The sequence below is a fragment of the Micromonospora sp. NBC_01405 genome (genome assembly GCF_045040155.1).
Taxonomy (GTDB): Bacteria; Actinomycetota; Actinomycetes; order Mycobacteriales; family Micromonosporaceae; genus Micromonospora.
The window spans coordinates 2,493,740-2,507,661 of record NZ_CP109532.1 but is presented as its reverse complement, the minus strand read 5'-3'; the positions used below and the strand labels follow the sequence as shown (position 1 = coordinate 2,507,661).

Here is a 13,922-nt window from a genome sequence, read left to right as displayed (position 1 = left end):
TCTAGCCGGGTGGCAACCCGCCGTGGCCCGTGGCGGCGCGGCGGGCCCGCCAGCGCTCGCCGAGCGAGTCGATCTCTTCCTGGACGAAGGCGAAGAACTCACGCATCTCGGCGACCCGCTCGCCGGCCGGGGTGCTCCGGCCGGCGAGGGCGTCGACCCCGCCGTCCGCGATGTCGATGAAGCCCTTGTAGAGGCCGGTCTTCGTGATCGTCCCCTCGTACCAGGGGTTGTCCGAGAGCCCGTAGCGGTCCCGGCGGGAGCCCTTCACCGGCTCGCGGACCAACATGCCGAACTGGGTCAGGTAGCGGACCGCGCCGGAGACCGCCGCCGCGCTGACGTCGAGCCGCTCGCCGATCTCGGCGGCGGTCAGCGGCTCGTCCGCGCTCATCACCGTGAACAGCACCCGGGCGGCCATCCGGGGGAAACCGACCTCCGCGAAGGCCATGGCCATCCGCTCGACGAAGAGGTGGACCGCCTCGTCGTCGCGGCGGGGCGGGTCGGCGGCGGTCATCCGGCTCTCCTCGGCGTAGGTCGGGTATCTGATGGTGCCCCAGCTTCCACAGGCTTCACAACTTCGTGAAACGACTGTAGCTTCTGAAGCATGGAAACTCCGATAACGGTGGCCGGTCTGGTGAAGACCTTCGGCCGGACCCGGGCGCTCGACGGGCTGGACCTGACCGTCCGCGCCGGTGAGGTGCACGGCTTCCTGGGGCCCAACGGCGCCGGCAAGTCCACCGCCATCCGGGTGCTGCTCGGCCTGCTGCGGGCGGACACGGGGGCCGCCCGCCTGCTCGGCGGCGACCCGTGGCGGGACGCCGTCGCCCTGCACCGCCGCCTGGCGTACGTGCCGGGCGACGTGACCCTCTGGCCCAACCTCACCGGGGGCGAGGTGATCGACCTGCTCGGCCGGATGCGCGGCGGGATCGACCGCACCCGCCGCGACGAGCTGCTCGCCGCGTTCGAGCTGGACCCGCGCAAGAAGGGCCGGGCGTACTCGAAGGGCAACCGGCAGAAGGTCGGACTGGTCGCCGCCCTCGCCTCCGACGTGGAGCTGCTGATCCTCGACGAGCCGACCTCCGGCCTCGACCCGTTGATGGAGGAGGTCTTCCAGCACTGGGTGGGCCGGGCCCGCGCCGCCGGTCGCACCGTCCTGCTCTCCAGCCACATCCTCGGCGAGGTCGAGGCGCTCTGCGACCGGGTGACGATCATCCGCAACGGCCGCGCCGTGGAGACCGGCACGCTGGCCGAGCTGCGTCACCTCCAGCGCACGGCCGTCGACGCCGAGCTGGCCGGGCCGCCGCACGGGCTGGCCGAGCTGGCCGGCGTGCACGACCTGCGGGTGGACGGCGACCGGGTCCGCTTCGACGTGGACACCCCGGCGCTCGACGCCGCGCTGCGCCGGCTCACCGAGATCGGCGTACGGAGCCTGGTCAGCCGGCCACCCACGCTTGAGGAGCTGTTCCTGCGGCACTACGGGTCGGCGAGCACCGCCGGGGTGGCCCGATGACCGGCACCCGGCACCTGGTCCGGCTGATCCTGCGCCGGGACCGGGTGCTGCTGCCGATCTGGGTGCTGCTCATCGCGGTGCTGCCGGCCAGCTACGCCGAAACGTACGCCGGGCTGTACCCGACCGCCGCCCAGCGCGCCGAGTACGCGGCCAGCACCGCCGGCAACCCGTCGATCGAGGCCCTGCTCGGCCCGGCGTACGGCGACAGCGTCGGCGCGCTCGCCGCCCAGCGGTCCGGGCTGCTGCACCTGATCGTCGGCCTGATCAGCCTGCTCGTCGTCATCCGGCACACCCGTACCGAGGAGGAGGCGGGCCGGCGGGAGCTGCTCGGCGCGACCGTCCTCGGCCGGTACGCCGGGCTGGCCGCCGCGCTGCTCGTCACGTACGCGGCGGACCTGCTGCTCGGGCTGCTCGTGGCCGGCGGGCTGGTCGCCGCCGGCCTGCCGGCGGCCGGCTCCCTGGCGTTCGGGCTCTCGGTCACCCTCGCCGGGGCGGTCTTCGCCACCGTGGGCGCCCTCGCCGCGCAGCTCACCGAGAGCGCGGGCGGCGCCCGAGGGCTGGGCGTCGCGGCCCTCGGGGCGGCGTACCTGGTCCGGCTCGCCGGGGACGCGGGCGGGACGGAGTGGCTGAGTTGGCTCTCCCCGCTGGGCTGGGCCCAGCGCACCCACCCGTACGCCGGCGAGCGCTGGTGGCCGCTGGCGCTGCTCGCCGGGCTGGCCGCGCTGGTCGGCGCGGTGGCGTTCCGGCTCTCGGCGCGGCGCGACCTCGGCGCGGGCGTGCTGCCTCCGCGGCTCGGGCCGGCCGCCGCAGGCCCCGCCCTCGCCGGTCCGTGGGGGCTGGCCTGGCGGCTGAACCGGGTCGCGCTGCTCGGCTGGACGGTCGGCGCGGCGGCCCTCGGCGCGGTGCTCGGCGGCGCCGCCGAGGCGGCCGGGGACGCGGTGGACGGCAACGAGACCGTCGCCCGGCTGATGGAGCGGCTCGGCGGCTCGGCGTCGATCGCCGAGGCGTACCTCGGGACGACCCTGAGCATCGTCGCGCTCGCCGCCGCCGGTTACGGCATCCAGGCCGTGCTGCGGATGCGGACGGAGGAGACCGGTCAGCGCGCCGAGCCGGTGCTCGCCACCGGGACGAGCCGGTCCCGCTGGCTGCTCGGCCACCTGGCCTTCGCCCTGCTCGGCCCGGCGGTGATGCTGGCGGTGACCGGCGCGGTCACCGGGCTCGCCTACGGCCTCAGCAGCTCCGACGTGACCGGCAAGGTGCCCCGGCTGGCCGGGGCGGCGCTGGCCCACGTGCCGGCGGTCTGGGTGCTGGTCGGCCTGGCGGTGCTGCTGTTCGGCCTGCTGCCCCGGATCAGCGTCGGCGCGGCCTGGGCGGCGCTCGCCGGCTGCCTGCTTCTCGGTCAGCTCGGCGCGGCGCTGGAGCTGAGCCAGTGGCTGCTGGACCTGTCCCCGTTCACCCACACCCCGCAGGTTCTGGGCGGGTCGGTCCCCGCCACGCCGCTGCTGGCCCTGGCCGGCACGGCAGCCGCGCTGGCCACCGCGGGCCTGCTCACCTTCCGCCGCCGCGACCTGTCCGGCTAGGCGGCGACGGGGCGGGCGGGGCGGTCAGTCGGTGGGGGCGCCGTTGCGGATCATCAGGGCCGAGCGGAGTCCGGTGATGTCCAGGACCCGGAGCAGGAAGTCGCCGACGCCGGTCAGGATGAGCAGGCTCTGCGCGTGGCTGGTCTTGCGGCTGAGCACGACCAGGGTGCCCAGACCCTGGGAGTCGCAGAAGGTGACCCCGCCCAGATCGAGGACGATCCGCAGGGGCGGATCGGCGAGCACCTCGTTGACGACGGTCGAAAGTTGGGCGGCCGTGAGCATGTCGATCTCACCGGCGAGGCGAAGCACCACTTCATCGCCCGTCCGGTGTAGCGTGATGGACAGTTCGGCACGATCCACCCGATCAGCCTAGCGTGAACCGGGTCCTCTGGCCCGTCGAGGCGCTCGCAGCCCGCCCGGCCAGCCGTTCCGCGTGAGCCCGGTAACCCCGACCAGGGGTGGCTGCCGATTCGCCGCCCGGCGCTGACACAATGGCGGCATCGTGACCGATACCTTTTCCGCCGGATCCGGCCGTTACCCTGCCGACGCGCCGGCCTCCGAGGCCCTGTTCGACCGCGCCCGCGCCATCGTGCCGGGCGGGGTGAACTCCCCCGTGCGCGCGTTCCGCGCCGTCGGCGGCACCCCGCGCTTCATGGTCCGGGGGGAGGGTCCCTGGCTCCACGACGCGGACGGCCGGCGCTACGTCGACCTGGTCTGCTCGTGGGGGCCGCTGCTCCTCGGGCACGCCCACCCGGAGGTGGTCGAGGCCGTCCAGGCCGCCGCCGCCCGGGGCACCAGCTTCGGTGCCCCGACCCCCGGCGAGGTCGAGCTGGCCGCCGAGATCGTCGATCGCACCCCGGTCGAGCAGGTCCGGCTGGTCAACTCGGGCACCGAGGCCACCATGTCGGCGATCCGGCTGGCCCGGGGCTTCACCGGTCGCTCGAAGATCGTCAAGTTCGCCGGCTGCTACCACGGTCACGTCGACGCCCTGCTCGCCGCCGCCGGCTCCGGCGTGGCCACCCTCGGCCTGCCCGACTCGCCCGGCGTGACCGGCGCGGCGGCCGGCGACACCATCGTGCTGCCGTACAACGACATCGCCGCCGTCGAGGAGGCGTTCGCCGCCGAGGGGCAGCACATCGCCGCGGTGATCACCGAGGCGGCGGCCGGCAACATGGGCGTGATCGCCCCCCGCGACGGGTTCAACTCTCAGCTCGCCCGGATCGCCCACGCGCACGGCGCGCTGCTGGTCGTCGACGAGGTGATGACCGGGTTCCGGGTCTCCCGCTCCGGGTGGCACGGCCTCGACCCCTCCGACGCCGACCTGTGGACGTACGGGAAGGTCATGGGCGGTGGCCTGCCGGCCGCGGCGTTCGGCGGGCGCGCGGAGATCATGGCGCGACTCGCCCCGGCCGGCCCGGTCTACCAGGCCGGCACCCTCTCCGGTAACCCGCTCGCCTGCGCCGCCGGCCTGGCCACGCTGCGGCTGGCCGACGACGCCGTCTACCGCAGGCTCGACGAGACGGCCGCCGTCGTGGGCAGGCTCGCCGCCGACGCGTTGACCGCCGCCGGGGTTCCGCACCGGCTGTCGTACGCGGGCAGCATGTTCTCGATCTTCTTCACGGACGCCGACGTGGTCGACTACGACATCGCCCGGACCCAGCAGGTCCCGGCTTTCAAGGCGTTCTTCCACTCGATGCTCGCCGACGGGGTCTACCTGCCGCCGAGCGCGTTCGAGTCCTGGTTCGTCTCGGCGGCGATCGACGACGCCGCGTGTGAGCAGATCGCCGCGGCCCTGCCCGCGGCGGCGAACGCGGCGGCAGCGGCGGGCAACGGGGGGTAGTGGTGAGCGCGAGGAGTGAGCCGGTTTTGCGAGCCCCGCAGTCGCGAACGAAGGGAGCACTGCGGTGAGCAAGACGGTGGTCCACGTGCTGCGGCACGGTGAGGTGCACAACCCGGATCAGATCCTCTACGGCCGGCTGCCCGGCTTCCGCCTGTCGGAGCTGGGCGTGCAGATGGCCAAGGCGGCGGCCCAGGGGCTCGCCGAGCGGGACGTGGTGCACGTGGTTGCCAGCCCCCTCGAACGTGCCCAGCAGACCGCCGAGCCGATCGCCGGGCAGTTCGGCCTGCCCGTCGGGGTGGACGAGCGGCTGATCGAGAGCGCCAACTGGTTCGAGGGCAAGAAGGTCTCCCCGGGCGACGGATCGTTCCGCGACCCGCGCAACTGGTGGGTGCTGCGCGACCCGGTCACCCCGTCCTGGGGCGAGGCGTACCGGGCCATCGCGGAGCGGATGTTCGCCGCCCTGCACGCGGCCCGGGTCGCCGCCGAGGGACGCGAGGCTGTGCTGGTCTCCCACCAACTCCCCATCTGGACGCTGCGCCGCCACGTCGAGCGCAAACGGCTCTGGCACGACCCGCGCCGGCGGCAGTGCGGCCTGGCCAGCCTCACCTCGTTCCACTTCGACGGCGCGAAGATCGTCGGGATCGGCTACAGCGAGCCGGCCGCCCACCTGGTCGCCACATCGCCGACCGCTCGGACGGCCAAGGGGGCCTGATGCCAGCCCGGAGGTGGATCGCGGGACTCCTCGCGGCCGTGGTCACCACGGCGGCGCTGGCCGGCTGCTCCTCCGACAGCCAGGAGCAGCGCTGCGCCACCACCGACGGCGCCATCGAATGCGCCCCCGACCAGCGGTCCACCGCCCCGAAGCTGTCCGGTGAGCTGCTCACCGGCGGCAGCTACGACGTCACGACGGACCGCGGCCAGGTGGTCGTGGTCAACTTCTGGGGGTCCTGGTGCCCGCCCTGCCGGGCCGAGGCCGACGACCTGGAGGCCACCTACCAGGCCACCAAGGCGTCCGGGGTGAAATTCCTCGGCATCAACGTGCAGGACAACCGGGACAAGGCGCTCGCGTTCGAGGAGGGTCGGGTCACCTACCCCAGCCTCTTCGACCCGCCGAGCCGACTCGCCCTCGCCTTCGACATCTCGCCCACCACCATCCCGGCCACCGTCGTGCTGGACCGGGACGGCAGGGTGGCCGTGGTCATCCGGTCGGCGGTGACCCAGGAACGGCTGCAACCGATCGTCGCGCGGATCGCCGCCGAGCAGCCCGCGCCCAACGGCTCCCGCTGATGGGCGGGACCTTCCACGACGTCGCCCAGAGCGGGCCGCTGCTACTGGCCATCGGCGCGGCGGCACTCGCCGGGCTGGTCAGCTTCCTGTCCCCGTGCATCCTTCCGCTGGTCCCCGGCTACCTCTCCTACGTCACCGGCCTGGCCGGCGCAGACCTGGAGGGCCGGGACGCGCCGGCAACGCCCCCCGCCGGCACCCCGGGCCCCGGGCAGGGCTCCGACGACGGCGGCGGCGTGGCGGTGCGGGAGCGGACCCGGGAACGGGGCCGGTCGGCGGCGGCGGTCAAGGGCCGGGTGCTCGCCGGGACGCTGCTGTTCATCGCCGGGTTCACCGCCGTCTTCACCGCCACCGCGATCCTCTTCGCCAGCGTCGGCCGGGTCTTCATCCAGTACGAGCGGGCCCTGGAGATCGGCGCCGGTGCGCTGGTCATCGTGCTCGGGCTGGCCTTCGTCGGGGTGCTCCCCGGCCTGCAGCGGGAGTTCCGGATCCACCGGCTGCCCGCCGCCGGCCTGCTCGGGGCCCCCGTCTTCGGCGCGGTCTTCGCCCTGAGCTGGATGCCCTGCACCGGCCCCACACTCGCGGCGGTGCTCGGCATGGCCACCCCCGGCGGGCAGACCGACCGGGCCGTGGTGCTCGCCGTGGCGTACTGCCTCGGGCTGGGGATACCGTTCGTCGTCTTCGGGCTGGGCTTCCACCGCCTGCTCGGGGTGTTCCGCGCCGTCCGGCGCAACAGCCGCTGGGTCACCCGGGTCGGCGGCGTCCTGCTGGTGCTGATCGGCCTCGCGCTGGTCACCGGCGGGTGGACCAACTTCGTCATCTGGTTGCAGACGACGTTCGGCGTGGGTGAGGTGAGCATCTGATGACGATCGTGAAGGAGCGGCCGGTGCCCCCGGCCGAGGCGCCGCGCCGCCGGCCCAACCGGGCGCTGGCCCTGCTGCGCAACTCGTGGCGGCAGCTCACCAGCATGCGTACGGCGCTGATCCTGCTCTTCCTGCTCGCCGTCGCGGCCATCCCCGGCTCGGTGCTGCCGCAGCGCGGGGTGAACCTGGAGAAGGTCAACGAGTACTTCGTCGACCATCCGGAGCTGGCCCCGAGGCTGGACCGGATCGGCGCGTTCGAGGTGTTCGGGTCGGTCTGGTTCTCCGCCATCTACCTGCTGCTGTTCACCTCGCTGATCGGCTGCATCCTGCCCCGGCTGCGCGACCACGTCCGCGCCCTGCGCACGAAGCCGCCGGCCGCGCCGAAGCGCCTGGAGCGGCTGCCCCAGCACGCCGTGCGCACCGGTGTCGCCACCGACGCCGAGGCCGTCGCCGCCGAGCTGCGCCGGCGACGCTGGCGGGTGGTGGTGCGCGGAAACGAGGTCTCCGCCGAGAAGGGGTACCTCAAGGAGACCGGCAACCTGCTGTTCCACACCTCGCTGATCGCCGTGCTGATCGGGGTCGCCCTCGGCTCCTGGTTCGGCTGGCACGGCAACAAGCTGCTGGTGGCCGGCGGGGAGAACGCCTTCTGCAACACCCGGCAGCAGTACGCCGAGGCCAAGCTCGGCCCCCAGGTGGACAGCGCCGACCTGCCGCCGTTCTGCCTGACCCTCAACCACTTCGACGCGCGGTTCCTGGAGTCGGCCCAGCCCGAGTTCTACCGGGCCACGGTCGACGTGCAGGAGGCCGGCCGCGCCACCCGCACCGAGACCTTCTCGGTCAACTCCCCGCTGCGCCTCGGCGACGCCAACGTCTACCTGCTCGGCCACGGCTACGCCCCGGTGCTGCGCTACACCGACCGGTACGGCAAGACCCAGACCAGCAACTTCCCCTTCCTGACCAGCGGGGACGCCACCCTGACCAGCGAGGGACTGGCCGCGTTCCCGGACGTGAACGTCGACCCGAAGACCGGCAAGCGGGACTCGAACCTCCAGGTCGCCTTCGAGGGGCTGTACCTGCCCACCGCGCCGCAGCAGGGCCCGTTCAACCGGTCGGAGTTCCCGACCGAGGACAACCCGGCGGTGGTGCTGGTCGCATACCGGGGGAACCTGGGCATGGACGCCGGCATCCCCGGCTCGGTGTACAAGCTCGACCAGCGCCAGGTCACCAACGGCAAGCTCAAGCAGGTCGGCGACAAGAAGCTGGCCCTCGGCGAGAAGTGGACGCTGGACGACGGCAGCGTCCTGGAGTTCGTCGGCACCAAGCCGTACGTCACCCTGTCGGTGCGCTACGACCCCGGCTCGATGCTGCTGCTCGGCAGCTCGACGGTGCTGCTGGTCGGCCTGATGGGCTCCCTGTTCGGCAAGCGCCGGCGCGTCTGGTTCCGGGTCACGCCGGCCGGATCGGGTGAGGCGGCCGACCCCGCCGACGGATCTCCGACGGGCGGTAGTAGCTTGGTGGAGGCCGGTGGCCTGCCGCGCACCGACTATCCGGGGTTCGCCGACGAGTTCGCGCAGCTCGTCGCCGCCGTCAGCCGCAACGGGGAGCCGGGCGAGCGGGCCGGCGAGAGCCGCGACGCGCGCGGTCCCGCTGGGACGCGAGAAGGAGCCGAGTGATGTCCGCACTCTCCGACCAGCTGGTCACGTTCGCGATCCTGGCGTACCTGGTCGCGATGATCTGCCACGCCGTCGAGTACGCCCTGGGTAACGCCAGGGCCGTCGCCCCGGCCGCGCGCGAGCTGGTCGGCGCGGGAGCCGGCGGGTCCGGCGGCCTGGTCGACGCGCCCGCCGCCCCGGTCGCACCACCGGCCCGGGTCGGCCGCTCGGCGGAGCGGGCCCGGCTGTTCGGCCTCGTCGCGGTCGGGATCACCGTCCTCGCCGCCGCGCTGCACCTCGCGGCCACGGTCACCCGCGGCATCGACGCCGACCGGATGCCCTGGGGCAACATGTACGAGTTCGTGCTGACGATCTCGTTCATCGGGACGGCGGCCTGGCTCGGCGTGCTGTGGAAGCGCCCCTCGCTGCGCCGCCTGGGGCTGTTCCTCACCCTGGTGATGGTGCTGCTGCTCGCGTTCGCCGAGCTGAAGCTGTTCGTCGAGGTGGTGCCGCTGATGCCGGCGCTCCAGTCGTACTGGTACATCGTGCACGTGTCGACGATCAGCTTCTCGTCCGGCATCTTCCTGCTCGGCGCGGTGCCGGCGATCGCGTTCCTCATGCGCAACGGGTACGAGCAGGGAAAACGCAGCTTCCCGTACACCCTGGCGCAGCGGCTGCCGACGGCGGCCGGCCTGGAGCGGCTGACCTTCGTGCTGCACGCCTTCGCGTTCCCGGTCTTCACCTTCGCAGTGATCGCCGGCGCGATCTGGGCGGAGGCCGCGTGGGGCCGGCCGTGGGGCTGGGACCCGAAGGAGACCTGGGCGTTCATCTCCTGGGTGGTGTATGCGGGCTACCTGCACGCCCGGGCCACCCCGAGCGTCAAGCGGAACGTGGCCACCTGGCTCGCCATCCTCGGCTTCCTCACCATGCTGATGAACCTGTTCGGGGTCAACTTCTTCTTCACCGGCCTGCACTCCTACGCCGGCATCGACTGACCCGGCACCGTCGAACCGATCCGGTGACCGCCGGGGGCCAACTGGCCCCCGGCGGTCACCGTGTTCGGGGCGGTCAGCCCAGCGTCACCGCGGCCACGTCGTTCGCCGGGTGGTCGTCGATGCGCGGGTACGGGTCGACCCGCACCTCGCCCGCCGCGCCGGCCGGGCCGTCGATCCGCAGGTCGAACGCCACGGTGAAGGTCTCGCCGGCGGGGAAGACCAGCCCCGGCTTCCCGCAGTACCAGTAGACGGGCCCGCCCTCCTCGCCGTCGCTCGGGGAGCACCGGGCAGGGTGGTTCGTCACGGTCGCCCCTGCCGGCGGGACGAACCGGAAGCTGGCCGAGCCGCCGCCCGAGACGGTGTCGTCGGGCACCCCGGGGCCGTCGTTGCGGATGCCGACCTGGACCTGGACGGTGTCGCCGACCGCTCCGGTGGCAGTGGCCCCGAGCGCCACCACGTCGAACGCGCCCCGGATGCCGCGCAGGTAGTACAGCCCCCAGGCGTCATCCTGCTCGGCCGTGAGGACGTCCACCGGCTCGCCGACCGCCCGCAGCCGCAGCGGTCGGTCCGCCTCCCGGCGGGTGAGCTTCACCCCGGCGGGCAGCGGGCCGGCCATGGCCAGCGGCTCGACGAACTGGGTGATCCCCTTGTTCCCGAGAGCGGCCGGGGTGACCCGGGTGGGGATACCACCGCGCGCCTCGTAGCGCTGGCCTGGGGCGAAGCCGCCGCGCACGGTGCAGACCATCACGGTGGCAAGCACGATCGGATCGGTGCCGTAGCGGCAGTTGCGGTACGCCTTCGGGGCGAGCCCGACCGGGAAGCGCAGGGTCACCCGCAGGTCCTCGATCGGCTGGTGGCCGCCGTTGGCCACCGCCACGGGCACGCCGATCCGGTCGCCCACAGCCGGCCCCGGCACGTACGCGTCGACCAGGTCGACCGCGGCCGGGCCGGCGGCCACCGTGACGGTTGCCTGCTGTGTCTCCGGGTCGACCTGGTCGGCGGCGACCGTGTAGCCGATCGTGCCGGTCGCGCCGTCGGCGGCCCCCGGCACGGCCCGCAGCACCACCGGCACCGTGCCGTTGACGGTGCCGAACTCGTCGGGAGTGGCCGTCGGGGGCATCGGGCAGGTCACCGCCGTGGCCGAACTGACGCACCAGTCCGGGAAGGTGGCGGTGGCGACGCCGGCCAGCGCGGTCAGGTCGAAGCTGACCCGGGGGTTGACCGCTCCGACGTTGGTCATGCTCAACGCGGCGGTCCGGCCGGGGGCGCCGGCCGCGCCGATGGTGGTGTCACCGAGCCAGGCGCTGACCCAGCCCGGGTCGCTCTCGGCCGCCGCCGGGGCGGCGACGCTGCCCACGGCGGTCGCCGCGACCAGCCCCACCACGCCGAGGCGGGCCGCCAGGGAGCCGCTGCCGGACGGGATTACGGTCGCCCCACCGCGTGGAACGCGCACAGATCCCATCGATCTCCTTCGTCAGGGAAGCCGACCCGGAGAAACCGGCGGGCACCCCGCAGGCCGGATCGGCGCCCTGATTCTAAGGACCGGGGGTGACAGTCACCGCTCCGTTCATCAGGGCCGGGCAGCCCTCGTCGCGGTGAGGACCCGGTCCACCTGCCGGGTGACCTGGTAGGCCACCTCCGGCACGTCGGGCAGCTCGATCCGCTCGGCTCGCATGGTGAGCTGGGCGTGCAGTTCCCGGGCGACCGCGTCGCGGATCTGGACCAGCAGGGGGGAGAGGCCGTCCGGGTCCCCGGACACGTACGCATCGCTCATGCCCTCATCGTGCCCCCTTGAGCGGTTCCTCGGCCCGCCGTGCCCGGCGCTCCGACATGTATAACCACAGGGCTAAGAACGCCAGTTGTGCGAAATGCGGTGGCATCCGACTGAGTCGGGATCGGGTCAGGTGCCGAACCAGCCCGGGACGTCGAGGCGGAAGAAGTCGGCGGCGGCGACCGTGCGCAGGTCGTCCTCGATCGCGGCGACCCGTCCCGGGCCCAGGGTGGCCGCCCAGCGGTCGCGCAGCGCGTCGAAGGTCACCGCCGAGCGGGCCAGCCCGTCGTAGCCCCGCGCGGTCATCCGGACCAGCTTGCGGCGGGCGTCGCGCGGGTCGTCGGCGCGTTCCAGGTAGCCGAGGGCGACCAGCCGGTCGACCGTCTTGCCGGCGGCCTGCTTGGAGACGCCGAGGCGCTGGCCCAGCTCGGTGGCGGTGGTGCCGTCGGGGCCGACGGCCTGGAGGACGAAGCCGTGCAGCGGGCGCAGCTCGGGGTGGCCCTGCCGGGCCAGCTCCGCGTGCAGGTCGTCGAGGAGCCTGCGGAAGCCGGCCAGCAGCAGCAGGGGCAGCGCGAAGCCGGGGCGGGCGGGATCAGTGGTTGCCATATTCGACAACCACGTTTACGGTTTGGACAACCACGTTGACGATCGTACGTCACGGCCGGCGTCACGTGCCTATCGGAGAGCAGGTTCCCCATGCCCAGTGCCGCCTTCACCGCCCACACCCACGACACCGCGCCCGCCGCCGCCCAGCCGACCATCGAGGGGGTACGGCGGAAGTTCGGCTATCTCCCGGCGCCGGTCGCCCTGATGGCCTCCTCGCCGCAGCTGCTCAAGGGCTTCCTCACCATCAACGGGATCTTCGAGCAGTGCGGTCTCGACCAGTTGGAGCGGGAGGTCGTCGTGCTGACGGTCGCCACCCGCAACGAGTGCCACGTCTGCGTGGCGATGCACACCGGCACGCTGACCGGGCAGGGTGTCGACCCGGTGCTGATCGGCGCGCTGCGCTCCGGCACGCCGCTGCCCGAGGCGCGGCTGGAGGCGCTGCGGCTGTTCACCCTGGCCGTGCTGGACCACCGGGGCGCGGTCCCGGACGACGTGCTGCGCGCCTTCCTCGCCGCCGGCTACCACCCCGGCAACGCCCTCGACGTGGTCCTCGGCGTCGGCACGTACACCATCTCCACCTTCGCCAACCGGCTCACCGACGCTCCGCTCGACCCCCAGCTCGCCGACCACGCCTGGCCGTCCAGCCCTGCGCCCGCCGCCGGCTGACCCGGCCGACGCCCGGACCGCCGGACCAGCTGGGCCGGGCACTGGCCGGCGGGTCAGGCCGGGCGGAGGAAGTCCAGCAACAGTGCGAGGAGTTCGTCCGGCCGCTCCTCGTACAGCCAGTGACCGCAGTCCTCGACCACCTCGCCACGGACCGTCGTGGCGTACCGGCGGGCCTGGTCGGCGACCTGGTTGCCGAGGCTGGCCCGACCGCCGACGGCCAGCACCGGCATCGGCAGCAGCGTCGCCTGGTAGGTGGCGTTGTCTTCGATGTCCTGACCGAACGCGCGGAAGTACGCGAAGCTCGCCCGCAGGTGCGCCTCGTCCCGCAGGTGCCGGGCGTACTCCTCGACGCCGTCGGGGCCGATGCTGCCCTTGCGGACCATCAGGGCGTCGGTGAACCGGTCCACCCAGAGCGTCTCCCGGCCGCTGACGAGCTGCTCGGGCAGCCCGTTGGTGAGGCTGAAGAAGCCGAAGTTCCACACCCCCGGGCCGGCCGGGGTCAGCGCGGGGAACGCGTAGACGCTCTCGTCGGGGATCGGCGCCTCGCTGAGCACCAGCCGACTGACCCGGTCCGGGTGGGCAGCGGCGTACGCGTAGGCGACCATGGTGCCGACGTCGTGGCCGACCAGCCGGATGTCGCCGGCCACACCCAGCTCGGCGAGCAGCCCGTGCAGGTCGGCGGCGAGGGTCTTCTTGTCGTACCCGGCGGCCGGGGCATCGCTGTCACCGAAGCCGCGCAGGTCGGGGGCGATCACGTCGAAGTGCCGGGCCAGCCCCGGCAGCAGGGCCCGCCACATGTACCAGGACTCCGGGTAGCCGTGCAGCAGCACCAGCGGCGGCCCCTGCCCGCCACGGACGTGGTTGATCATTACCTCGCCGACCCGCACCCGTCGCTCGCCGAACCCCTCGGGCACCCGTCCCCCACCCACCTGATCCCCTCCCTGGCACCCCAACCCCAACCCGCAGGCCGCCGCGTTGATCAAGAGATTCGCGTCGGGACCGGCCCCGGCGGAAGTTGACCGAGAGTTTGATCAACTTGGGGGGATGAATGTCACTCTGGGTCAGTGACAGGCTACCGTGCGCTGAGAGGCTTTTTGATCCGTCTGCGATGTCAGCTTCATTTTGATTCGGAGGGATGTCTGCTGCCTGGGTGGGCGC

Annotated in this window: 15 protein-coding genes; 9 read left to right on the top strand and 6 right to left on the bottom strand. The window is 73.3% G+C overall.

All coding sequences use genetic code 11. The features are described 5' to 3' along the window. Window position 1 precedes the first annotated feature (1 nt). Complete coding sequence (locus OG559_RS10210) at window positions 2-511, bottom strand: GbsR/MarR family transcriptional regulator (RefSeq protein WP_405114611.1); 510 nt, start codon at window positions 509-511, stop codon at window positions 2-4. A 90-nt stretch (window positions 512-601) separates the two neighbouring features. Here OG559_RS10210 and OG559_RS10205 point away from each other — a divergent pair, with 90 nt between their 5' ends. Continuing rightward, window positions 602-1,507 (top strand): ATP-binding cassette domain-containing protein, encoded by a 906-nt coding sequence (locus OG559_RS10205; protein WP_405114609.1) that lies wholly within the window; start codon window positions 602-604, stop codon window positions 1,505-1,507. Beyond that, a complete protein-coding gene (locus OG559_RS10200; RefSeq protein ID WP_405114607.1) occupies window positions 1,504-3,087 on the top strand; it encodes an ABC transporter permease in 1,584 nt (527 codons plus the stop codon). Before OG559_RS10205 ends, OG559_RS10200 begins: the two co-directional genes overlap by 4 nt. A gap of 24 nt (window positions 3,088-3,111) precedes the next feature. Here the strand turns inward: OG559_RS10200 and OG559_RS10195 are convergent, their stop codons facing one another. After that, a complete protein-coding gene (locus tag OG559_RS10195; protein WP_405114605.1) occupies window positions 3,112-3,447 on the bottom strand; it encodes an STAS domain-containing protein in 336 nt (111 codons plus the stop codon). Window positions 3,448-3,589: 142 nt separating this feature from the next. Here OG559_RS10195 and hemL point away from each other — a divergent pair, with 142 nt between their 5' ends. From hemL to ccsB, 6 genes are all read left to right on the top strand, one after another. Then, window positions 3,590-4,927, top strand: a complete 1,338-nt coding sequence (gene hemL / locus OG559_RS10190) for a glutamate-1-semialdehyde 2,1-aminomutase (RefSeq protein WP_405114603.1) — start codon at window positions 3,590-3,592, stop codon at window positions 4,925-4,927. A gap of 64 nt (window positions 4,928-4,991) precedes the next feature. Beyond that, complete coding sequence (locus tag OG559_RS10185; RefSeq protein WP_387020633.1) at window positions 4,992-5,639, top strand: histidine phosphatase family protein; 648 nt, start codon at window positions 4,992-4,994, stop codon at window positions 5,637-5,639. Continuing rightward, window positions 5,639-6,214 (top strand): TlpA family protein disulfide reductase, encoded by a 576-nt coding sequence (locus OG559_RS10180; RefSeq protein ID WP_405114601.1) that lies wholly within the window; start codon window positions 5,639-5,641, stop codon window positions 6,212-6,214. The genes OG559_RS10185 and OG559_RS10180 overlap by 1 nt, the downstream gene beginning before the upstream one ends. Beyond that, on the top strand, window positions 6,214-7,074 hold the full coding sequence (locus OG559_RS10175) for a cytochrome c biogenesis CcdA family protein (protein ID WP_405114599.1): 861 nt from the start codon (window positions 6,214-6,216) through the stop codon (window positions 7,072-7,074). The genes OG559_RS10180 and OG559_RS10175 overlap by 1 nt, the downstream gene beginning before the upstream one ends. Continuing rightward, window positions 7,074-8,747 carry a cytochrome c biogenesis protein ResB gene (locus tag OG559_RS10170; protein ID WP_405114598.1) on the top strand — a complete coding sequence of 558 codons (1,674 nt, stop codon included), beginning with the start codon at window positions 7,074-7,076 and terminating at the stop codon, window positions 8,745-8,747. Before OG559_RS10175 ends, OG559_RS10170 begins: the two co-directional genes overlap by 1 nt. Next, window positions 8,747-9,721, top strand: a complete 975-nt coding sequence (gene ccsB, locus OG559_RS10165; RefSeq protein WP_405114596.1) for a c-type cytochrome biogenesis protein CcsB — start codon at window positions 8,747-8,749, stop codon at window positions 9,719-9,721. Before OG559_RS10170 ends, ccsB begins: the two co-directional genes overlap by 1 nt. Before the next feature lie 73 nt (window positions 9,722-9,794). Here the strand turns inward: ccsB and OG559_RS10160 are convergent, their stop codons facing one another. The 3 genes from OG559_RS10160 to OG559_RS10150 all read right to left on the bottom strand — a co-directional run bounded on the left by OG559_RS10160 (window position 9,795) and on the right by OG559_RS10150 (window position 12,098). After that, on the bottom strand, window positions 9,795-11,183 hold the full coding sequence (locus tag OG559_RS10160) for a hypothetical protein (protein ID WP_405114594.1): 1,389 nt from the start codon (window positions 11,181-11,183) through the stop codon (window positions 9,795-9,797). Window positions 11,184-11,291: 108 nt separating this feature from the next. Then, entirely contained in the window at window positions 11,292-11,495 is a 204-nt protein-coding gene (locus OG559_RS10155; RefSeq protein ID WP_405114592.1) for a hypothetical protein, read from the bottom strand. A gap of 126 nt (window positions 11,496-11,621) precedes the next feature. Beyond that, window positions 11,622-12,098, bottom strand: coding sequence for a MarR family winged helix-turn-helix transcriptional regulator (locus tag OG559_RS10150; RefSeq protein ID WP_405114590.1), 477 nt, complete (start codon window positions 12,096-12,098; stop codon window positions 11,622-11,624). A 90-nt stretch (window positions 12,099-12,188) separates the two neighbouring features. Between OG559_RS10150 and OG559_RS10145 the strand changes: the two genes are divergently transcribed. Then, window positions 12,189-12,764, top strand: a complete 576-nt coding sequence (locus OG559_RS10145; RefSeq protein ID WP_405114588.1) for a carboxymuconolactone decarboxylase family protein — start codon at window positions 12,189-12,191, stop codon at window positions 12,762-12,764. A 53-nt stretch (window positions 12,765-12,817) separates the two neighbouring features. Here the strand turns inward: OG559_RS10145 and OG559_RS10140 are convergent, their stop codons facing one another. Continuing rightward, window positions 12,818-13,693: an alpha/beta fold hydrolase gene (locus OG559_RS10140; protein ID WP_405114586.1), complete on the bottom strand. Its 876-nt coding sequence runs from the start codon at window positions 13,691-13,693 to the stop codon at window positions 12,818-12,820. Window positions 13,694-13,922: the final 229 nt, after the last annotated feature.

Coding starts and splice junctions, on each gene's coding strand:
- OG559_RS10180 (WP_405114601.1), top strand. CDS start 5,639: ATGCCAGCCCGGAGGTGGATCGCGGGACTCCTCGCGGCCGTGGTCACC.
- OG559_RS10145 (WP_405114588.1), top strand. CDS start 12,189: ATGCCCAGTGCCGCCTTCACCGCCCACACCCACGACACCGCGCCCGCC.
- OG559_RS10175 (WP_405114599.1), top strand. CDS start 6,214: ATGGGCGGGACCTTCCACGACGTCGCCCAGAGCGGGCCGCTGCTACTG.
- OG559_RS10160 (WP_405114594.1), bottom strand. CDS start 11,183: ATGGGATCTGTGCGCGTTCCACGCGGTGGGGCGACCGTAATCCCGTCC.
- OG559_RS10210 (WP_405114611.1), bottom strand. CDS start 511: ATGACCGCCGCCGACCCGCCCCGCCGCGACGACGAGGCGGTCCACCTC.
- OG559_RS10170 (WP_405114598.1), top strand. CDS start 7,074: ATGACGATCGTGAAGGAGCGGCCGGTGCCCCCGGCCGAGGCGCCGCGC.
- OG559_RS10155 (WP_405114592.1), bottom strand. CDS start 11,495: ATGAGCGATGCGTACGTGTCCGGGGACCCGGACGGCCTCTCCCCCCTG.
- ccsB (WP_405114596.1), top strand. CDS start 8,747: ATGTCCGCACTCTCCGACCAGCTGGTCACGTTCGCGATCCTGGCGTAC.
- OG559_RS10200 (WP_405114607.1), top strand. CDS start 1,504: ATGACCGGCACCCGGCACCTGGTCCGGCTGATCCTGCGCCGGGACCGG.
- OG559_RS10150 (WP_405114590.1), bottom strand. CDS start 12,098: ATGGCAACCACTGATCCCGCCCGCCCCGGCTTCGCGCTGCCCCTGCTG.
- OG559_RS10205 (WP_405114609.1), top strand. CDS start 602: ATGGAAACTCCGATAACGGTGGCCGGTCTGGTGAAGACCTTCGGCCGG.